Here is a 20,263-nt window from a genome sequence, read left to right on the forward strand (position 1 = left end):
ATGAAGGTGGCCTGTGCAGGCCACCAGCTAGCTTTTAGCGTTTAGTTCTGCAGTCACCTGCGCCAAACCCACTTGTGAGATCCGCACCGCTATTTCTTTTTGTTTTGCACTCAGTAACGAAATGCCTTCGGCGACCAGGTCATATACCCGCCACTCACCTTCTTTGCTTCTGCGAAATTTAAAGTGAATGTCGATATCCGGACCGGAAAGCTGTCTGACAACGGCTTTTACCGTGGCGTATTTGCTTTCTTTACCCACAGGTAAAGCTTCAAAAATGACTTGCTGCCCTTTGTATTGCATCAAAGCACTGGCATAACTGACTTCAAGATAATGCTCAACCGCCGAGATAAATTCCAGTGCCTGTGGCTTTGTCAGCCCCTTGATATGTTTACCCAGCAGCTTGTAAGACACGAATCGAATATCAATGTGCGACATCAGATGCGCCCTGACCAACTTGCGCATCTCCACAGGGCTGGCATTGCCGTCCTGATTAATTTGTTTTATGTCCGAAAACAGTGTTTCGCCCACTTCATTGATAAGCGCCAGTGGCGCCTTAGAGGCCAAAGTCAGTGATGAAAACAGCAGTAGAAAAAGTCCGGCAAGTAATTTGTTCACGTTCGCTCCTTGATAATTTACTTAATTGACGTCCAGGTCCTGCTTTGATATTGCGCTCAGAGTTGCAGGGGTATACCCCCTAATGTAGCGCCAAAATCGACGCAAATGTGTGAAAAAATGTATGAAAATAATACAGGTTCAGCAACAGGTCAGCTTTGTACTACGGCGTTTGAGCGATTTGTAATTAACGAAGCCGTCTGCACTAACGTTTAAGTACTTTTTTGACCATACGGTGAGAGTGTAACCAATGTTTGGCACTGTCTCGCTCCAGCGCTTCACTGATGTAATAGCCCTGTAAATAATGACATCCCTTCGCATTGAGGTAAGCGGCCGTTTTACTGTCCTCTACTCCTTCTGCTACCACAGAGCAACCCAGCCGGTTAGCCAGGTATATCGTCGTCTCGACGATTGCCTGATCTTTGTCGCTGTCCAGGCAGGCGCTGATGAATGAGCGATCAATTTTAATCTGCGAAATGGGCAGCTCCCTGAGCATTGAAAAAGACGAAAATCCGGTACCGAAGTCATCAATGCTAACCGCAAACCCCATATCAATTAATACGCCTATCATATATTTGGCCTGCTCAACATCAAGCATCACCATGCTCTCTGTTAGTTCAAACACAATCCGACTAGGCTGTACATCATATTTTGTTTGTAGCTCAACCAGTTGATTAATCAAATAGCGGCCCTGAAAGTCCTGGCTAGACAAGTTAATGTGTACCGTCACACCAGGCTCTATTGCCAAAAAATCGTCCAGCTGTGCAAAGACCTGCTCAATTACAAAGGCACTGATCTGTTTGATATAGTTATTTTTTTCTGCAATTGGGATAAAGGTCATCGGGCTGATAAAAGTGCCTGATGCATCGCGCCAGCGCAACAAAGCCTCCATACCATGTACTTCGTTGTTATGACCACATACCAGGGGTTGATAAAACACACTGAGCTGATTGGCATTGAGCGCCTTTTTTAGCGCAGAAAACAGCTCAAATTCCGCTTCTACGCCATCATGCAAGGCCTGATCAAATATCACCAGGCTCTGTCGGCTGTGCTTAGCTGCATACATGGCTATGTCAGCATGTTTAAGTAATTCAGTCACTGAGGGTTTTTGCTCGGAGCAAAAGACACGTGCGCCCGCGCTGTAATATACGTCAACATGGACATCTTCAATCACCAATCCACCATTAAACGCTTTAAGCAATCCATTGTTGAGCGCAAACAAGGCGGTTTCACTGGCTGTATCGGTCACAATCACAAACTCATCGCCGCCCATCCTAAACACCCGGCTGTCGCTTGCAATAATCGAACGCATACGCTCTGCAAAGGCAATCAGTACCTTGTCGCCAAAGAAATGGCCAAGTGCATCATTGATCTGTTTAAAGTTATTGATATCCATGAGCAAGACGCTAAAGGCCCTGTCCTGTGAAATGCGCTGTTCAATATGATGAATGCACTGCTGGCGATTCTCGAGCTGAGTGAGAGAGTCGTGGCGCGCCTGATGACGCTCGCTTTGCGCCACATCTTTAAGTAATTGCAAACTGGAACGGCTAAGCGTAACAACCACTATCACAAATACAGCCCCCAGCATAAGTATTACCGAAAGCCCCAGCACCAAAGGCGAACTATTTGCAGTGCGGTAAACCTGGTATGCAAAAGCCAGATAGCCACAGATAAAGAAGACTATCAGCGCCATTAACACCTGCCAGCCACGGTTTTGTGCTATCCGGCAGATCTGCAATGCAGGTCTTAATGCCAGTAACAGCAACAATAAACCAATCACAATCAAGCTCAGACTCAGGCTTTCCACAGAGATCACATTCAGACGCACCAGAATGTGCTCAGTATAGTGAAGAAATGCCCATCTTGCGTTGCACATAGCAGGTACAGCTGAGCGCTGATACCCGCTTTGGTGCCCTTATTCTGAGTTCGATATCTGTATGTATGCGAGCCAAATCGACTAGCCGCACTGGCGCATTTGATGTAAAATACGCGCGTTTCTAAGCAAATCCATTCTGTTATTTTTGAGGAAAACCTGTGAGCGAACAAAAACAGTCTCTGAGCTATAAAGACGCAGGCGTTGATATCGATGCGGGCAATGCATTGGTTGAGCGCATTAAAGGGGTAGTTAAAAAGACGCGTCGCCCTGAAGTGATGGGCGGTATTGGCGGCTTTGGCGCATTATGCGAGCTACCAACCGGATATAAAGAGCCTGTCTTAGTTGCTGGCACAGATGGCGTAGGCACTAAGCTGCGTCTGGCCATCGATTTGAAAAAACATGATACCGTTGGTATCGACCTGGTTGCCATGTGTGTAAACGACTTAATAGTTCAAGGTGCTGAACCCCTATTTTTCCTTGACTATTACGCAACAGGTAAACTGGATGTAGATACCGCTGCCGACGTAGTCACTGGTATTGGTACTGGTTGTGAGCTGGCAGGCTGTGCCTTGATCGGCGGTGAAACCGCTGAAATGCCAGGCATGTACGAAGGCGAAGACTACGACATGGCCGGTTTCTGTACCGGTGTTGTTGAAAAGTCTAAAATCATTGATGGCACTAAAGTTGCCGAAGGTGACCAACTTATCGCCCTAGCTTCAAGCGGTCCACACTCAAACGGCTACTCGCTGATCCGCAAAGTACTGGAAGTGTCTGGCGCTGATACCAGCGAAGAATTCGCAGGTAAACCGCTGGCCGAGCACCTGCTTGAACCAACCCGCATTTACGTAAAACCAATTCTGGAACTACTGAAAGAAGTAGACGTACATGCCCTGTCGCACATCACAGGTGGTGGTTTCTGGGAAAACATCCCGCGCGTATTGCCAGAATCAGCCAAAGCCGTTGTAAAAGGCGACAGCTGGGAATGGCCTGCTGTATTTAACTGGCTACAGGAAAACGGCAACATCAGCACTCATGAAATGTACCGCACCTTTAACTGTGGTGTTGGTATGATCCTGGTTGTGCCTGCTGATAAGCTTACACAAAGCCTGGATATCCTCAAAGCGCAGGGCGAAAACGCCTGGCACATTGGTGAAATTCAAGCTGCAAATGCAGGAGAAGAACAGGTAGAAATTCTGGGTGGTGCCGAGTAATGGCACCCGAGCGATCTCCAATTCGTATTGTTGTGCTAATCTCAGGCAGTGGTTCTAATTTACAGGCCATTATGGACAGTTGTCAGCGCAACGAAATCAATGGCGAGATCTGTGCCGTCATCAGTAATAAAGCGAACGCATACGGGCTGCAACGCGCCCAGCAAGCGGACATCGACACGCAAGTGTTAAGTCATAAAGACTTCGACAGCCGCGAAGCCTATGACCAACGTTTAGCACAATTAATTGACTCATATAATCCAGATTTAGTTGTATTAGCTGGATTTATGCGTATTCTAACTGCTGACTTAGTGCAAAAATTTAAAGGAAAAATGTTGAACATTCATCCTTCTTTGTTGCCTAAGTACCAAGGGCTGAATACCCATCAAAGAGCGATTGATGCAAAAGAAACGTTTCATGGCGCCAGTGTTCACTTTGTGACAGAAGAACTAGATGGTGGACCGGTCATCGTACAAGCCAGGGTACCTATTCTGGCTGATGATACTGCGCACACGCTGTCACAGCGGGTTCATGAACAAGAACATATAATCTATCCTTTGGTGGTCAAGTGGTTCAGCGAACACAGACTAACGATGGAAGCAGACTATGCCGTTTTTGACAATCAACCCCTTCCAGCTCAAGGCGCAAACTACCCAGAAGAATAAAAAATACAGCGCTTTACTATTAGGTTTAAGCGCTGTTTTCTCCTCTTCCTTATTTGCCAGTGATCTTGTTCCCTACCGTGCGGAATACGACGTACTCCGTAAAGGCGAAGTACATGGCAATGCCATTCGGGAACTCTCTAAGGTTTCAAACGATACCTATTCACTGAATTACGAAAGTAACATTGAATGGATGATTTTTTCCGATGAGCGCATGGAAAACTCACTGTTTACTTACCATGATAAGTCACCAAAACCGCTGCTTTATACCCTGAAGCGTGAAGGCACCGGGCCAGACAAAAGCTATAAAATCCGCTTTGACCGCGAAAATAACCAACTCTTTAAAGACGACGAAAAATACCCCATCAATGCCGACTGGAACGAAAAACGCCACGATGTATTGTCGTACCAGATAGCCCTGCGCAACGATGTAAAAGCGGGTAAAACCAAAATGAGCTACCCCATTGTGGATAAAAATGGCAATGTGCGCAGCTATGACTTTGAAGTGGTGGGACCGGAGACCATCACCTTACCCGTCGGCAATGTCGAAACCATCAAAGTAAAGCGCCTGTACGACAACGATAAGCGCCAGGCAACGGCCTGGCTGGCACCCGCCTACCACTACTCTGTGGTACAGATGTTTAAAGGCAAAGACGGCGTAGAGCAGTTTATGATCCAGCTAAAAAGCTTTGATGCAGAAAAGCCAAAACAATAAAAAGCATTAAAAAAGCCCTGATGTTCAGGGCTTTTTTAATTTAGTCACTCGGTGAACCGGCTTCACTAGATTTTTTCTCCAAGCTTAAACAGCACATACTCGCCCGGCTCCATCTTGGTCCACTGCTCGTCATTGGTCAGCGGCCGGGTGGCAATCACAGTCACTACATCATCCGGGGTGGTTTCTTTTTGAAAGTCCACCACCATATCCGCATCAATTAAGGTTGCCTTGCCAAACGGCGCACGGCGGGTGATCCAGTGCAAATTGTTAGAGCAGTACGCCAGTACAAATACCCCATCGGTCAGCAGCATGTTAAATACCCCTTTGTCCATCAGGGTTTTCGCCAACTTAGCAACATAGCGAAACACGGTCGCCATGTTTTTTGGCCGTTTCGGGTATTTTTCACGGATCTTGTCCAAAATCCAGCAAAATGCCAGCTCGCTGTCGGTATTACCCACCGGCTTGTAAAACTCAGTAGTCAGATCTTTATAGTTAGACAATTGACCGTTGTGGGCATAGGTGATCTCCCTGCCCCACAACTCACGGGTAAAAGGATGAGTATTCTCAAGACAGGTTCTGCCACGGTTGCCCTGGCGAATATGGCTGATCACCGACACACTTTTGATCGGATAAGCTTTTACCAGCTTAGCAATTTCCGACTGGCAGCTCGGCTCAGGATCCTTAAACGTCCGACATCCCTTGCCCTCATAAAAAGTGATCCCCCAGCCGTCCTTATGCGGCCCGGTATTCCCCCCACGCTCCAGCAACCCGGAAAAACTAAAACAAATATCCGTGGGTACATTGGCAGACATGCCCAAAAGTTCACACATAGAATAAAAAGCCTTTAAATTTCAAATATATCGAACTGAGACATTCTCTTTTTACTTTCTGGTCTCAGTGTTGGTCACAGTTTGTGATTAGGCGTGACCACAATGCTTGTAAGCCAAATTTTATCACCAAGTGGCAGAGGGTACCAATTAGTAATACGCCTTTGTCGCCGTCGGCCAAGACAAATTGTAGACTCAATTTCTAGTACGCTTTTCAAGCTTCAAAAAATTGGGGTAAATTCAGCCCCCGGATGGCAATCATGACCTTCAGAGTCAATGTCTTCTACCCTTTAAAGCTGTCATGTCAGGCTCAAGTCAAAGTAACACACTCGCTGATTAATCATTAGGCACTTTGCACAGCAGTACTAAAAAGAGGCCTGCCAAATCAACAAGTGGGTGATTTTTATGGTTGAAAAATTCTAACTTACTTTTTAATTACAATAACACTCTCATAAGATACTATCAGGGCGGGATATTAAACCCTATTAGATAGAGATACTTTATTGCAAAATAAAATTTAATAAATAAATTTCATTAACTATAAATCAAAAGGAAAGTTGCAAATGATTTTAGCTAGGTTTCTAACTCTGTTCATTGCTTTTTTCAGTTTAATTGCATATGCAAGTGAAAATAACAGCGATATTTTAAAACCCCACACTCTTGATAATTTAATTCAGCACGGTAACTTTGAAAGTGAAAATTTATTCAAATTTCCCTCTAACAGTAACAACGTTGCATATTTAACGGATCAATCTCCCATCAAAGGGAAGCAAAGTGTTGAGGTTCATTTTACTGACTTTAACGTCTATAGCCCTTACTACCACAGATACATTTTCCCGGAAAATACTCAGCTTGAAAGTCTACAATTCAGTGGCTTAGTAAAAATGGTCTCCGGTTTCGATACAGAGTCAATTATTGCAGAAGCGCACGTCACTTATCATAACGATGGCAAATATCCGTATACCTATGAGCGAGTGACACTCTCCGGGGACAATAACTCAAACACACCGTTCAATGTCAATTTGCCACTGGATGAAACCAGAAAGGTTAAACTAGTACATTTAAAGTTTATGCATAATCGAAATCAGCGAGATTTATCGGTGCTGCTTGATGATTTAGCACTTCATATAGTTCCTAAAGGGTATAAAAACTTGATCCCTCATGGCAATTTTGAAAATGAGAACTTATTTAAATTTCCTTCGAATAGTAATAGCACAGGTAATCTAACAAACCAATATCCCATTCGTGGAGAACAAAGTGCTGAAGTTCATTTTACTGACTCTAGTGTATATAGCCCTTATTATCATACCTACACCTTTCCTGAAAACACACAACTTTCAAGTTTACACTTTAGTGGTCTTATACAAATGACTGCAGGCTTCGATACTGAGTCAATAGTTGCAGAAGCACATGTTACCTATCATAGGGATGACCAATACCCATATACTTACCAGCGTGTGACACTATCTGGTAACGGCAGTGCAGTTACGCCATTTAGTGTTAACCTGCCTCTAGACGAAACAAGAAAGATAAGGTTGGTACACTTAAAGTTCATGCATTACCGAAATAGCCAGGACGTATCAGTACTTCTTGATGAACTTGCCCTGCACGTCGTTCATAAAGAACGTCAAAATTTAATTCCTCACGGCGATTTTGAGAATGAAAACTTATTTATATTTCCATCAAACAGTGACGGCGTAGCGCACTTAACAAATCAATCCCCGATTAGCGGTGAGCAAAGCGTACAAGTGCAGTTTACGAATTTCAGTGTATACAGCCCTTACTACTATACCTACGTATTTCCAGAAAATACCAATTTAAAGAGTTTGAATTTTAGTGGGCTTTTACAGATGCTTTCCGGCTTTGACACTGAGTCTGTGATTGCAGAAGCACATGTCACTTATCAACGTGACGGTAAGTACCCCTACACCTATGAGCGGGTAACGCTATCTGGTAATGGTAATGCCGTGACGCCATTTGACGTCCACTTGCCATTGGACGAGACCAGAGCTGTGAAGCTGGTGAACTTGAAATTTATTTATACTCAAAGTCAGCAAGATGCAACAGTCCTGATAGATGATTTAGCGCTGAGTGTAGTACCCAAGTGATACATTGAGACGCAATACCCACAATGTTTTTGCTTTTAAGGGCAGCTGTCGCTGCCTTTCTAAAGTAATTTTGACTTGCGCAGTAAGTGTCACTTTAAACTCGTGGTGAATATCCACTACACAGTTTCATCTTCTAACTTGCACTCATTCGCTCTTCTATTCATGTAGAGTCACTCCGCCATTATCCACATACCAACCTTCAGCATTCTCACTCTGTTTGCTGCTTTCCCATACAAACCCCTTGTCGCTGAGTTGGCCAAAGCGAAAGCATGGAGTTGTAGTTTGGCAGGCGCTGTTCAACTTTGAGGTGTACACCCTCTTTATCTCTGTGTGCGGTAATATAGAGACTAAAAAACCAGCAAAGTAAGCCTTGTATTATAGACTCGTGGCTCAGCGAGTTGAACTTCAGCATACCCGTTAAATACTCGTAAAAACAAGGCTATACATTATTAGCTTTTTAGCATTATAATAGGTACAACGTAAATACGGAGATAAAAAAATGAAAAAAGCACTTGCTCTGGCATTACTAGCTTTAGCGTCAACTCACAGCCTGGAAGCACGAGAAACTACATCCGGCAGTATCGATAGAATGGTCACTTACCCCGACTTTGGCAGCGGAGACACTATCGTTGAGCTGAGTAACCGGGGCAGCATCTGCTACGGTTACTGGATAGAAAACAAATCACAAGGTCACGATACCGCAATGTCAGCACTGCTTGCAGCCTTTCACAGTGGCAAAGAGGTGAGCATTGTTGGTTTGGAAGACAGCGCAAATAAATGGGATGGCTCTCCGGGCCGACACTATTGCAAACTGTACGCTGTTGATGTCCGGAAATAACCAAAACCGAATACACTAGAAAAGCGATCCCGTATGCTTGTCTTCAGGCATACGGGTACTTGAGCGGCCACCCATCACCGTTAGCAAGAATAGTGCTACAAATCAAATTCGTTTTTTTATCATATGCTCTATTTCTTATCGTTGGCCTTAAATTAGTGGACTCTAAGCGCCAGAATGGCGATTAAGTTATTTTCTAACATTCATTTATGCTCACTCCCCACCCCGCTCTGCCGTAATCCTCATATCAACATACCATTTATCACCATCTTCAAGTTGCTTGCTACTTTCCCAGACAAAACCGTTGTCGCTTATCTGGTTAAAGCGAAAACGTGCGGGTTGTAGCTCACCATTTGGCAGGCGCTGCTCAACCTTGAGATGTACGCCCTCTTTATCTCTGTGTCCGGTAAATGGGTTCAGGGTTGCGCTCATTTGTACGGGTAAGAACACCTGATGCCAGCGTTTGTCCTGGAGTGAAAAGGTCCTGAGTGTTCTGCCAGCGTAGGTTACCTTACCCTGCGCATCGAGCAGGCTGAAATCGTCGACCACCATTTTATGGTCAAAGGCGTACTGGGCTTGCCAGCGACATGGGGCTGAAAAAAGTGTCTTGCCTTGCGGGTCCAGCTGCTCATATCGGCACTGCCAGTTTCCAATCAAAAACGCGTAGTCGCTGGCCGCTGCTGGCGCTCCCGGGTAAAGCTCAGCCGCCGACACGTAGCAACTTAAACTAAGCAAGCATATAAAGAAAAAGCGCATTTTGGATATCACAAATAGTTAATTTTGACTCAGTATGGCTTAAAAGAGCTACACAGCAAAGTGCTGTCAATAAACGCCAGCTCTTTGCTGCAACAACACACAGTGACGCTCAATCGTGCATTTGAGTACTGCAAATCAGTTACAGCTCTGTTTAAAGCGTTTCCCTGATTCGCCTGTTGCGATATTACTGATGTACCAATCACCCGCCTCCAAGTAATCAAGCCTGGGAAAGCTTACCACCATCTCAGCTTGCCCTGATTTTGCAAACCTATTCATTGATGACGACTCATCCGGGCAAGCCACCAGCATATTTATTCACATTTTCACCAATACTAGCCACTTTTTGTCTTATTGTGGTTTACGGCGCTTTTGCAAACAGCACTTCACCCTAAAGGGGCTCCAAGATATTGAGCAACTTGTGACCACCTTGCATACTATTTCGCTTATCAAACTATCCTAAGCAAAGCCAGAAACAACTAAATCGCATACTTAATTCAAAAGGGCGCATAAAAACCCTATTACATAGATAAAAAAACCATCAAAAACACAAATAACCGTGAAAATTTTTTTACTGCAATTTCATGCACAAATTCGACTAAAAACCCATTGATAGTGAATATTTTTGCAAATATAATAAATAATTATCTTCGTACCTTTTTTGCTAATCTTGTTACGAGATTCACTTTATGCTTTCTTAGTTTGCATAAAAACAACAACCAGAACACTCCGGGATGTAATACAATGCTAAAACCAAAACTCCTATCTCTGGCCATTGCTACGGCTTTGCCAGGGTCAATTATGCTCAGTGCAACGGCGCAGGCCGATGAAGCTGGGGTCAAAGAAAAATCACTTGAAGTTATCCAGATCACGGCTACTCGCCGCAGCGGCTCAGTGCAGGAGGCGCCATTAAACATCACCGCACTCGATGCCGATGTCATGAAAGATCAAAACATTGGTGAGCTGGCTGATGTGGCACGCTGGGTGCCAGGTCTGACCGTGACCGATCAGGGGGGACGTTCTGGGTCTCCTATCATAGTGCGGGGACTTAACACCAACTCGTCAGGCCCCAGCTCTGATGGCGGCACAGTCGCAACCTATATCAATGAAATTCCGGTTTCGCTGGATATGCGCCTGACCGATGTGGAGCGCGTTGAAGTCTTGATTGGCCCGCAAGGTACACTTTACGGTGCCGGCACACTGGGCGGTGCTATCCGCTACATGCTTAAAGCACCGGAGTTAGACATCACCACAGTCCAGCTGTATGGCGATCTGTTTCAAAACTCAGAGAGTGATTCGGTTGGTGGTGAAGGCGGTTTTGTCTTCAACACCCCCATCATTGAAGATGAACTGGCGCTGCGTGCCAGCCTGAATCAGTATGAAGATCCCGGGTTTATTGATTACAACTATGTGGTCCGAGAGGGCGGAGCGTCTTTGGCAGATCCGGATTGGAGCAATCAAAGTGCCGTCGATAACAACCTTAAACGCGTAGCCGATGCCAATGGCGAAACCACTACCACGGGCCGCATTTCTGTGCGCTGGAAGCCGAACGACTGGTTTGATGGCACGCTAAATTACTTTTACCAGAAACAGGAAAGTGAAGGCCGCTCTATTGTGCACTATCAGGCACTTAACCCGGCAAATGGTTTGAACGATCGTATTGGTAAGTATGAATCTGCCTATCGTTACGAGGAGCCCAGAGACAAAGAAGATGATCTGCTGAGCCTGGAATTAAAAGCCGACCTGGGCTTTGCTGAACTGGTTTCTGCATCCGGCTGGTCGAGCTTTGAGGCCGACGGCCAGCGCGACCAAACCGACTTGCTGATCCGTCTCGACTACGGCTACGAGGAATTCCCGTCCTTCTCAGCGTTTACCCGTGAAGAGGAAGAAGAAGACACCTTCACTCAGGAGATCCGTTTGGTCTCTCAGAGTGACTCTGCGTGGAACTGGATTGTTGGCGGCTTTTACAACAAGTTTGAAAGTGATGCCAGCAGTAAAGAGTTTACGCCAGGCTTTGGTGAATTTGCCGTGGCCAATTTCGGTGGCGAGCAAACCCGCCCGGATAACTTAGAATATTTCTCGGTCGACCGCAGTGAAATCACAGAGCAGGCCCTGTTCGGTGAAGTGGGTTATCAGGTCAATGACAAGCTAACCATCACCGTCGGTGCACGTTTTTATGAGTACGAAGTAAAAGCCGAATCAGCCGTTGACTTCCCGCTGGCCAATACCCTCTTCAGCGGCGCAGGTCCGAGCGATATTACCCTGGACTTTGAGCAAAACAATGCTGAGGACGATGGCAACCTGTTTAAGTTCAACGCCAACTATCAGTTTACCGACTCTGTTATGGCGTATATCACGGCCAGTGAAGGCTTCCGTATTGGTGGCTCCAACGGTCTGGCGCCCTGCCCGGATCCCCTGCCCGACAAACAAATTGGTTGCGGTATGCCCGACGAAATGCTGTATACCGCAGACACCACCACCAACTATGAGCTGGGCCTGAAAAGCACCTGGCTGAAAAACCGCCTGCACTTCAATGCGGCTATTTTCAACGTAGACTGGGAGGATGCGCAAATTGCCGGTGCAACGGTCGTGGGTCAAATTCCTTATACGTCTAACGCCGGGACAGCCAACGCCAAAGGGGTTGAGATCTCAACCCGTGCTATTCTCAGCGACTCTATCAGCGCCTATGCAACCTATGCCTATACAAAGGCCGAGTTAACTTCAGATGCGCCTTACCTGTTTAATGCCGATGGCACCGATGGCGGTAAGGATGGCGACCGACTGCCAGGTTCACCGGAACATCAGTTCTCTTTGGGCGTGAATTACGAAATGGAAGTGCTGGGCGATAAAACGCTGGACATCAACTACGGTCTGACGGCACAGAGCGATATCATTTCCAAAGTAGGCTTGCGCGATAGCGGCGAAACCCTGTCCGGCTATGGGATCAGTAACCTGTCAGCCAAGCTGACCGGCGATATGTGGTCTGCCACCTTGTACATCAATAACCTGTTCAATAAGTACGCCTTTACCTCAGTACGGCGCGATGTACGGGATATCACCACCGCCAACGGCGCTGAGATCCAGCGTAACTATGGCCACTATCTAAACAAACCACTGACAGTGGGTATTAAGTTCGACTATCAGTTCGAACTTTAGTAAATTGAACTCTCCCGCTCAGGCCCATCCATAGTGATGGGCCTTTATGTTAAAAGCGATAATCCACTATGACGTCTATCCAGCAATTACACAGAAGCGCCATTAGCGCACTCAATCAGGGCCAGCTCGAAACCGCCCATCAGTACCTGGTCAAACTCCTCAATGTTTCGCCTGATTATGCCGACGGCTATTTTCTGCTTGGTGTGATTAATCTTCAGGTTGGCCAGTTGAAAAAAGCAGTCAGGTTGCTCGAAAAGGCCCTGGGGCTGCACAGCAGCGACGAATATCGCGCTCAGCTGACGAAATGCTATGCCTTACAGGGCGAGCTGGCAAAGGCCAGACAAACTGCGGAAAAAACTGACCCGCAAACGCTGACACGCGCGCTGGACGCCGACACCTTTGGCGTGGCACTCAGTCACGTTGGACTGCACCAGGATGCGCTGGCATTTTTCCGCCAGGCGCTCACACTCACGCAAAATAATGCGCAGTATTACTACAACTTTGGGGTCAGTGCTAAATTCGTTGGCTTATTTGATGAGGCCGAGCAGGCCTTTGAGCAGGCGCAGGCACTGGATAAAGATCACCACAGAGCACACTTTGCGTTGTCTGATCTGAAAAAAGCCCAGGCAGAGAATAACCACCTCACACGTTTACAAAGTGCCTTTGAGCGCGCACGCTCCGCTGAGTCCCGGCTGCACTTAGGTCATGCCCTGGCAAAAGAATATCAGGACCTTGGCGAATTTGATTCGGCTTATCATGCGCTCAAACAGGGTAAAGCAGCCATGCATGCAGCCCGCCCATTTAATCATGCCGGCAGTGAAGCTTTGTTCGAGCGGATCCGGGCACTCAGTGGCGCAAACGTATTTGACCCAGCTGCAGGCCACAGCAGCCGGGAGCCCATTTTTGTACTTGGGATGCCACGCTCCGGCACTACCCTGGTAGAGCGGATCTTATCCAGCCACAGTGATGTGATGTCGGCCGGGGAGTTACAGGATTTTGGGATCAGCGTAAAACGTCTGGCACAAACCACCAGCCAGACCGTGCTCGACCCGCTTACGCTTGAGCAGGCTTATCAATGCAACCCGCAACAACTTGGACAAACCTATCTGGATGCAACCCGGGTGGTCACCGGCAGCCATGCGCATTTTGTCGACAAGCTGCCGTTTAACTTTTTCTATGTTGACCTGATCCGCCGGGCCCTGCCGAATGCCAAAATCATCTGTCTGATGCGCGACCCTATGGATACCTGCATTGGCAACTTCCGCCAGCTGTTCACCATCAACAACCCTTATTACGCCTATTCATTAGACTTGATGGATACCGCACGTTTTTACAGCCGCTTTTATGACCTGATGCAACACTGGAAACAGCTGCACGGTGAGCAGTTTTATATGATGCAGTACGAATCCCTGGTCGACAACCCGGAGCAGCAAATAGCCAAACTGCTGGATTATTGTGAATTGCCCTGGCAGGACAGCTGCATGCGCTTTCATCTCAACGATGCGCCAGTGTCAACGGCCAGTAAAGTGCAGGTGCGTGAGCCGCTTAACCGCCGCGCTATCGGACGGTGGAAGCGCTTTGCGCCGCATACCGATGCTGCGCAGCAGTATTTGCAGCAACACAAGGTCATTGAAGGCGAATAGAATTAATAAACGCGCTGAGATAAGACAATTAGAAGTGTCAGGGCTGAATTCACAGCCCTGTAATTACTTTGCTTCCTGCTCAAGACGCAGCAGTAAGTCTTTGATATCGTCTTTGGCACCCGTGATGTGCTTTTTCAAAAACTCGCAGGCACCTGCTGTGTCTTTTTCATAACACAGTTTAAGCAAGGTCCTGTGCTCTTCAGGCGCCGTTTTCAAACCACCAGCCAGCAGAATATGCATACGCACGTATCGCTCTGAGTTTTTGCTGTAGACTTCTACCAGCTCACGCGTCTGAGGACGCTCGGCACGACTGTACAACTTGTTATGGAACTCGGCGTTTAGTTTACCGGTTGCCAGCTGCGCATCCCCCGCTTCGGTGGCTTCTTCCAGATCCGATAATATGGCTTCAGCTTCAAGCAAGTCGCGCTTGGTCAGGTTATCTATCGAATGGCTCAGCAACTCAGCTTCTAAGATGGCACGCAAGTCGAAGATCTCATCAATCTGCTCTGCACTGAGGCGGGTAACCGTAGCCCCTTTATGCGCCTCAAAGTTAACCAGGCCTTCGGCTTCGAGCTGTAACAGGGCTTCTCTGACAGGGATCCGGCTGACATTCAGTTCATCCGCGAGCGCTGCTTGACGCAAAGGCTCTCCGGCTTTAATTTCACCATTTAGAATTTTTTCACGGATCGCTTCCGCAACCAGCTGAGTTCGGGTTTTATGTACAATCGCCATAGGATTAATTAATTATTATCATTGGGATACATTATACGTGCATTGCCATAAATTGCACGTTGTGCAGGACATAGTTAGCACGCTATGAGCACACTTCATGATCAAATAGGCGGTTGCACTGGCTAAGGAACCAGCCCATACAACCGCACTCCACGGGGTTACAGAGGGTCTACCTACTGCGATTGCTTAACACTGTACACATAGCGGGCGCAAAAAGCGTGTCATGGCTTGCAGCCCGACCGATGTTGAGCGCACATCTGTTGATGAGGGATACGGACCACCATGATTCATCGAGCCACACACCTCAACACCTGTCGGCATCTGACCAAAAATAAGGCGGCCCACCTTATAACTCAGCTCATCTATGAGCGTTTCCTGCGCGGCAATTTCTGCTTTGCTGCCATGCACACTGGCCGTCAGCTGACCCTCTAACTGGGATACCACACGCAGCAATTGCGCCATATCGCGATAGCGCACTATCAGGGCGCTGGGACCAAACACTTCTTCGTGCAAGCTGGCGTCATTAATAAAGTCTTCCGCTTCACAGGCGTATAAATGTGCATTGGCATGAAATGGCTGACTTTGCGCGCCTCGAGCCAGTCGTGTGACATTTGTATTGTCGCTTAGCGCATCCATGGCACGTTCAAAACTGCTCAAAATTCTTGGTGTTAACAAGGTATCCGAGGGCGCCGCTTCAATCGCCTTGATAGCTGCGGCTTCAAACTCATCCTCGCCAGCCGGTAACAACCATAAGCCAGGACTGGTACAAAACTGTCCGTTACCCATTAAGAGCGACTGGACCAGCGCAGGCGCCAAAGTATTGCCCTGCTCCTTAGCAAAGCCTGGCAGCACCACCTGCGGGTTCACACTGCCTAGTTCCCCATACAATGGGATCACTTCTTCGCGCTGATGAATGGTCTCAAGCAGAGCCTTGGCCACAGTGAGCGAACCGGTGAACCCCACTGCTTTAATATCGGCAGCGCCAACCAGCTGATGAGATAAGGCATAATCGGCGCCCTGGATCATAGAAAATACACCGTCCGGCACGTCGCTGCGTTGAATGGCCCGCGCCATGGCACGCGTCATTAACTCACTGGTGCCCGGATGTGCGGTATGGCTTTTTACTATCACCGGGCAACCCGCCGCCAGCGCTGATGCGGTATCTCCTCCTAGCGTTGAAAATGCATATGGAAAGTTCGATGCGCCAAATACGGCCACCACACCAACGGGCAGATAGCGTAACTGCGTCGCGGGCTTGGGCATGGGGGCACGACCCGGCTCAGCAGCATCCTGACGCGCCAGCGCCAGTGGTGCCAAATCCTGCTCAAGCGCCTCGGCAAAGGCATTCAACTGGTTCACTGTGCGCATGCGTTCGCCTTCCAGGCGTGCTCTGGGCAAACCGGTTTCCAGCATAGTGGTCTCTATCAGGCCATCGCCCAGGGCAAGGAGCTCCTCGCCAACATTGCGCAAAAATACCGCCCGTTGCGAATATGAAAGTCGTCGATAGGTTTTAAAAGCCGTTTGCGCCTGTGCAATCGCCTCACTCAGCTGTGCCTGTGTGGCGTTAAAAAAGGGCTGGTGCTGTCGTTCATTCGTTTGCGGACAAAACGCATAAAACTGCCCATTGTCTGCATTGCCGCGCCACTGCCCGGCAATAAAACTCTGTCCTGTCAAAGTCATAGCTGTCTCCTTAAGACAAATCGGGTGATGAAGCGGTTCGCCTCATCTTAGTTAAAGTACCTGGAAGCCGAATGCATAGGGGTCATCGTCATCCACAGTGATACAGTTGTGGCCTGTTACTCTGGCCCAGCCCTGAATACTGGGCAGGATGGCGCTGTGACCGGCAATTTCTGTGGTGCCTTCGATTCGGCCAATAAACTGGCTGCCGATGTAGCTTTCATGGATAAAGTCCTCGCCACTTTGCAACGCACCTTTGGCAAACAGCTGCGCCATTCGTGCACTGGTGCCTGTGCCACAGGGCGAGCGATCAATCGCTTTATCACCATAAAACACCGCATTGGCTGCACAGGAATCACTGTGCTTAGGGTCGCCTGTCCACAGCACGTGCGAAGCACCGCTTACAGTCGGATCGTTCGGGTGTACACAGGCAATTTGTGCGTTTACGGCGTCACGCACTTTTGGGCTCATCGCCAGAAGCTCTGCTGCGCAGGTCGCATGAGTGCCTTTGAAATTGCCCTGAGGTTCAACAATAATGTAAAAGTTCCCTCCATAGGCAATATCGACCTCTAGCTCACCAATACCGGGCACGGAGATAACCTCATTCCGGTGTGCCAAAAATGCGGGAACATTAAATAGCTTGACCCACTCTACCCGGCCATCGCGCATTGAATAATAAGCATCAACGCGCCCGGCGGGTGTGTCTAACTTGAGTCGCCCCGGCTCTTTTGGCGTAACCAGGCCCTGTTGCAAGGCAAATGTCACTGTGCCTATCGTGCCATGGCCACACATGGGCAAACAGCCCGACGTCTCAATGAACAGAATGGCCACATCGCCGTCTTCGGTGGTGGGCGGGTACAAAAAAGAGCCTGACATCATGTCATGGCCGCGCGGTTCAAACATCAGCGCGCGGCGAACCCAATCAAATTCGGCCAAAAAGTGCTGTCGCTTTTCACTCATGGTCGCGCCTTCAAGCGGGGGGTGACCGCTTGTTACCAGCCTGACTGGATTGCCACAGGTATGCCCGTCAATGCAAAAAAATGTTCCCTTATTCATAGGCTTAATCCAGATTAAATTTGCTTAGGTCAATCCGGTTGGTAATAGCCTCATCATACAAGCGGCGTACGTAAGCTTTTTCGTCCTCCGTCAATGGCAAGCGTGGTGAACGCGTGACTTCACTGCCACGGCCAGCCAATTGCTCTGCGTACTTGATGCACTGTACCAAAGTGGGGATTGTATCCAGACGAAGCAAAGGCAGGAACCAGCGCCACAGCTCACGGGCTTCTTCATAACGGCCCTGCTGTGCCAGCTTATAAATAGCCACGGACTCACGTGGGAAGACATTGGTCAGGCCAGAGATCCAGCCTGTTGCGCCCAGCATTAAGCTCTCGAGCGCAATGTCATCCACGCCACCGAATACCACGTAACGATCACCAAACGCTGAGAAGAGTTCGCTTATTCTGCGCGTATCTTCCGTTGCTTCTTTGACCGATACGATATTGGCTTCTTCTGCCAGCACTTTCATGCCTTCAATAGACACATCTACGCCATAGGTCACCGGGTTGTTGTAGATCATGATTGGCAAACGGGTGTTGCGGGCAACCTGCTGATAGTGATGGATGGCTTCGCGCTCCGTCGAGCGATACACCATGCCTGGCAGTACCATATAGCCATCTACCCCAATTTCTTGTGCATCGCGGACAAACTCAACAGCCAATGCGGTGGTGGTTTCTGCCACACCTGAGATCAGCGGCACACGCCCGGCAACCACGTCTTTTGCTGCGCGTAATACATCACGTTTTTCCTCAGCACGGAGCGAGCAGTTTTCACCCACTGTGCCTAATACAATGATGCCGTGGACACCCTCTTCAATCAGGGTGTTGATCATGCTTTTAGTGGTCTCAAAGTTAATGCTTTCGTCATCATTAAACTGAGTCGTTACTGCGGGATAAACACCCTGCCAATTTACTTTCATGGTAAGTCCTCTACTTAGTTTGTGCTTGCCATCATAGGTATATTGTATACAATAATCAATATCCAAATTTAATAAAATTGCCAGAATGTCTCAAATTGGGTTAATCGAGTTAATAACCCTCTGTAAGTTATAAGGTTTATTTTTTGACCGGCTTTACCGTGGCACCTGGTTGGTAAAATGCAATCTGACAAACGAGAATAAAAATGACACATGCACTTCAAATTGCAGTTGTGGGCGCCGGTGTGGTGGGCCTGTGCAATGCCTTGCAACTCACACGTCAGGGATATCAGGTTACCCTGTACGACCCGGCGGGTATTGGCGAACAATGTTCACGCGGTAATGCCGGCCACTTTGCTACGGAGCAGGTGTTCCCGCTTGCCGATAAAGCCTTGCTGCCCCGCATCCCGGCTATGCTGCTGGATAAACTCAGCCCGCTCAGAGTTGATCACCAGTACTTTTTCAGGGCACTGCCCTGGCTCAGTCGCTTTTGTCTGAATATGCTACCCAGGCGTTTTAAACATCATACCCGGGCACTGCGAGCGCTCAATGAAGCCGCCCTGCCCGCATTCAGGCGACTGTTGCAGGATGAGTTTGAACACAATATTCACTTGCGCGGCAGCTTGCTGACTTTTGAGCATGACAGAGTCGATGAGATCCGAGGCGTACAATCTAAGTATCAGCACCAAGGTGTGGCCGTTGAGCTACTGGACAGCGCACAGTTACGCGCTCTTGAACCTGAATTAAGCTCGCGTATTCAATATGCGCTTTACTTTAGTGAGGTCGGCCATACCCCCGATCCGTATCAGCTGAGCCAGACTTTATATCAGGCGTTTATCGCCCTGGGTGGCCAGTTTGTCAAAGCCGCAGTGACCAAAATAACCCCGTGTGATGATGCCACGGGGCAAACTTGTCTGCCCCGAGTACAAGTGACTACTCAAACACACGGTAGCCACGGCTTCGACAAATTGGTTTTGGCAACCGGTGCCTGGAGCAAAACACTGTGTAAGCAGCTGGGTTACAAACTGCCCATTGAAGCAGAGCGTGGCTATCACAATATGTTGCCTGCCTTAAACAATCTCAGCCGCCCCGTGGCCTCGGCAGATCGCCAATTTATTATGACCCCAATGCAACATGGCCTGCGCCTGGCTGGTACGGTGGAATTTGCAGGGCTGGACGGCCCACCTAATTATGAGCGAGCCGAAGTCTTGCTGACACATGCAAAGGCGCTATTACAGAACAGTGGGCGGCTAAATCAGGGCGATCACTGGATGGGACCGCGCCCTTCACTGCCCGATTCTTTACCTGTGATTGGACCGGCACCAAATCATTCAAATATTTACTTTGCACTGGGACATCAGCATCTGGGCCTGACCCAGGCCGCAATCACCAGTGAGCTCATCGCACAGTGCATTGCAAATCAAACCACAACGCTGGATATTGGCCCCTACAATATTGCGCGTTTTCAATAACGAATTATGAACAGG

General features: G+C 48.2%; 16 protein-coding genes. 8 read left to right on the forward strand and 8 right to left on the reverse strand.

All coding sequences use genetic code 11. From position 1 onward, the window contains the following. Window positions 1–27: 27 nt before the first annotated feature. Together TW77_RS02075 and TW77_RS02080 are read right to left on the reverse strand one after the other, a co-directional pair. Window positions 28–615: an MlaC/ttg2D family ABC transporter substrate-binding protein gene (locus tag TW77_RS02075; protein WP_046003295.1), complete on the reverse strand. Its 588-nt coding sequence runs from the start codon at window positions 613–615 to the stop codon at window positions 28–30. A 202-nt stretch (window positions 616–817) separates the two neighbouring features. Further along, window positions 818–2,488 (reverse strand): putative bifunctional diguanylate cyclase/phosphodiesterase, encoded by a 1,671-nt coding sequence (locus tag TW77_RS02080; RefSeq protein ID WP_240479445.1) that lies wholly within the window; start codon window positions 2,486–2,488, stop codon window positions 818–820. A gap of 158 nt (window positions 2,489–2,646) precedes the next feature. Between TW77_RS02080 and purM the strand changes: the two genes are divergently transcribed. From purM to TW77_RS02095, 3 genes are read left to right on the forward strand one after another with little or no spacing between them, the layout of a single operon-like run. Continuing rightward, window positions 2,647–3,699 carry a phosphoribosylformylglycinamidine cyclo-ligase gene (purM, locus tag TW77_RS02085; RefSeq protein ID WP_046003296.1) on the forward strand — a complete coding sequence of 351 codons (1,053 nt, stop codon included), beginning with the start codon at window positions 2,647–2,649 and terminating at the stop codon, window positions 3,697–3,699. Continuing rightward, entirely contained in the window at window positions 3,699–4,361 is a 663-nt protein-coding gene (gene purN / locus TW77_RS02090) for a phosphoribosylglycinamide formyltransferase (protein ID WP_046003297.1), read from the forward strand. Before purM ends, purN begins: the two co-directional genes overlap by 1 nt. Then, complete coding sequence (locus TW77_RS02095) at window positions 4,312–5,073, forward strand: DUF3108 domain-containing protein (protein ID WP_082078787.1); 762 nt, start codon at window positions 4,312–4,314, stop codon at window positions 5,071–5,073. Before purN ends, TW77_RS02095 begins: the two co-directional genes overlap by 50 nt. 65 nt (window positions 5,074–5,138) lie before the next feature. Here TW77_RS02095 and TW77_RS02100 read toward each other — a convergent pair whose 3' ends face one another. Continuing rightward, window positions 5,139–5,903: a class II glutamine amidotransferase gene (locus TW77_RS02100; protein ID WP_046003298.1), complete on the reverse strand. Its 765-nt coding sequence runs from the start codon at window positions 5,901–5,903 to the stop codon at window positions 5,139–5,141. Between the two features lie 560 nt (window positions 5,904–6,463). Between TW77_RS02100 and TW77_RS02105 the strand changes: the two genes are divergently transcribed. Both TW77_RS02105 and TW77_RS02110 read left to right on the forward strand, forming a co-directional pair. Beyond that, window positions 6,464–8,008: a hypothetical protein gene (locus tag TW77_RS02105; RefSeq protein WP_046003299.1), complete on the forward strand. Its 1,545-nt coding sequence runs from the start codon at window positions 6,464–6,466 to the stop codon at window positions 8,006–8,008. A 499-nt stretch (window positions 8,009–8,507) separates the two neighbouring features. Further along, entirely contained in the window at window positions 8,508–8,846 is a 339-nt protein-coding gene (locus TW77_RS02110; RefSeq protein ID WP_046003300.1) for a hypothetical protein, read from the forward strand. Between the two features lie 210 nt (window positions 8,847–9,056). Here the strand turns inward: TW77_RS02110 and TW77_RS02115 are convergent, their stop codons facing one another. Beyond that, window positions 9,057–9,599, reverse strand: a complete 543-nt coding sequence (locus tag TW77_RS02115) for a hypothetical protein (RefSeq protein WP_162197933.1) — start codon at window positions 9,597–9,599, stop codon at window positions 9,057–9,059. A 741-nt stretch (window positions 9,600–10,340) separates the two neighbouring features. On the opposite strand from TW77_RS02115, the gene TW77_RS02120 reads away from it, so the two are divergent. Continuing rightward, on the forward strand, window positions 10,341–12,752 hold the full coding sequence (locus tag TW77_RS02120; RefSeq protein ID WP_046003302.1) for a TonB-dependent receptor: 2,412 nt from the start codon (window positions 10,341–10,343) through the stop codon (window positions 12,750–12,752). Between the two features lie 68 nt (window positions 12,753–12,820). After that, entirely contained in the window at window positions 12,821–14,395 is a 1,575-nt protein-coding gene (locus tag TW77_RS02125; RefSeq protein ID WP_046003303.1) for a tetratricopeptide repeat-containing sulfotransferase family protein, read from the forward strand. 63 nt (window positions 14,396–14,458) lie between these two features. On the opposite strand, the gene TW77_RS02130 is transcribed toward TW77_RS02125, so the two are convergent. From TW77_RS02130 to TW77_RS02145, 4 genes are all read right to left on the reverse strand, one after another. Beyond that, window positions 14,459–15,127, reverse strand: a complete 669-nt coding sequence (locus TW77_RS02130; protein WP_046003304.1) for a GntR family transcriptional regulator — start codon at window positions 15,125–15,127, stop codon at window positions 14,459–14,461. A 186-nt stretch (window positions 15,128–15,313) separates the two neighbouring features. Further along, a complete protein-coding gene (locus tag TW77_RS02135; RefSeq protein ID WP_046003305.1) occupies window positions 15,314–16,807 on the reverse strand; it encodes an aldehyde dehydrogenase (NADP(+)) in 1,494 nt (497 codons plus the stop codon). Between the two features lie 51 nt (window positions 16,808–16,858). Next, window positions 16,859–17,860, reverse strand: a complete 1,002-nt coding sequence (locus TW77_RS02140; protein WP_046003306.1) for a 4-hydroxyproline epimerase — start codon at window positions 17,858–17,860, stop codon at window positions 16,859–16,861. 4 nt (window positions 17,861–17,864) lie between these two features. Next, window positions 17,865–18,779, reverse strand: a complete 915-nt coding sequence (locus tag TW77_RS02145) for a dihydrodipicolinate synthase family protein (RefSeq protein ID WP_046003307.1) — start codon at window positions 18,777–18,779, stop codon at window positions 17,865–17,867. Between the two features lie 203 nt (window positions 18,780–18,982). Between TW77_RS02145 and TW77_RS02150 the strand changes: the two genes are divergently transcribed. Beyond that, window positions 18,983–20,248 (forward strand): NAD(P)/FAD-dependent oxidoreductase, encoded by a 1,266-nt coding sequence (locus tag TW77_RS02150; RefSeq protein ID WP_046003308.1) that lies wholly within the window; start codon window positions 18,983–18,985, stop codon window positions 20,246–20,248. The last annotated feature ends 15 nt before the right edge of the window (window positions 20,249–20,263 follow it).

Origin of the sequence: Pseudoalteromonas rubra, assembly GCF_000967655.1 — a bacterium.
Classification (GTDB): domain Bacteria; phylum Pseudomonadota; class Gammaproteobacteria; order Enterobacterales; family Alteromonadaceae; genus Pseudoalteromonas; species Pseudoalteromonas rubra_A.

What these genes read in the sequence shown, in the direction of transcription:
- TW77_RS02080 (WP_240479445.1), bottom strand. Translation starts at nt 2,488, where the DNA reads ATGTGCAACGCAAGATGGGCATTTCTTCACTATACTGAGCACATTCTG.
- TW77_RS02140 (WP_046003306.1), bottom strand. Translation starts at nt 17,860, where the DNA reads ATGAATAAGGGAACATTTTTTTGCATTGACGGGCATACCTGTGGCAAT.
- TW77_RS02100 (WP_046003298.1), bottom strand. Translation starts at nt 5,903, where the DNA reads ATGTGTGAACTTTTGGGCATGTCTGCCAATGTACCCACGGATATTTGT.
- TW77_RS02145 (WP_046003307.1), bottom strand. Translation starts at nt 18,779, where the DNA reads ATGAAAGTAAATTGGCAGGGTGTTTATCCCGCAGTAACGACTCAGTTT.
- TW77_RS02150 (WP_046003308.1), top strand. Translation starts at nt 18,983, where the DNA reads ATGACACATGCACTTCAAATTGCAGTTGTGGGCGCCGGTGTGGTGGGC.
- TW77_RS02110 (WP_046003300.1), top strand. Translation starts at nt 8,508, where the DNA reads ATGAAAAAAGCACTTGCTCTGGCATTACTAGCTTTAGCGTCAACTCAC.
- TW77_RS02105 (WP_046003299.1), top strand. Translation starts at nt 6,464, where the DNA reads ATGATTTTAGCTAGGTTTCTAACTCTGTTCATTGCTTTTTTCAGTTTA.
- TW77_RS02115 (WP_162197933.1), bottom strand. Translation starts at nt 9,599, where the DNA reads ATGCGCTTTTTCTTTATATGCTTGCTTAGTTTAAGTTGCTACGTGTCG.
- TW77_RS02120 (WP_046003302.1), top strand. Translation starts at nt 10,341, where the DNA reads ATGCTAAAACCAAAACTCCTATCTCTGGCCATTGCTACGGCTTTGCCA.
- TW77_RS02125 (WP_046003303.1), top strand. Translation starts at nt 12,821, where the DNA reads ATGACGTCTATCCAGCAATTACACAGAAGCGCCATTAGCGCACTCAAT.
- TW77_RS02130 (WP_046003304.1), bottom strand. Translation starts at nt 15,127, where the DNA reads ATGGCGATTGTACATAAAACCCGAACTCAGCTGGTTGCGGAAGCGATC.
- TW77_RS02135 (WP_046003305.1), bottom strand. Translation starts at nt 16,807, where the DNA reads ATGACTTTGACAGGACAGAGTTTTATTGCCGGGCAGTGGCGCGGCAAT.
- purN (WP_046003297.1), top strand. Translation starts at nt 3,699, where the DNA reads ATGGCACCCGAGCGATCTCCAATTCGTATTGTTGTGCTAATCTCAGGC.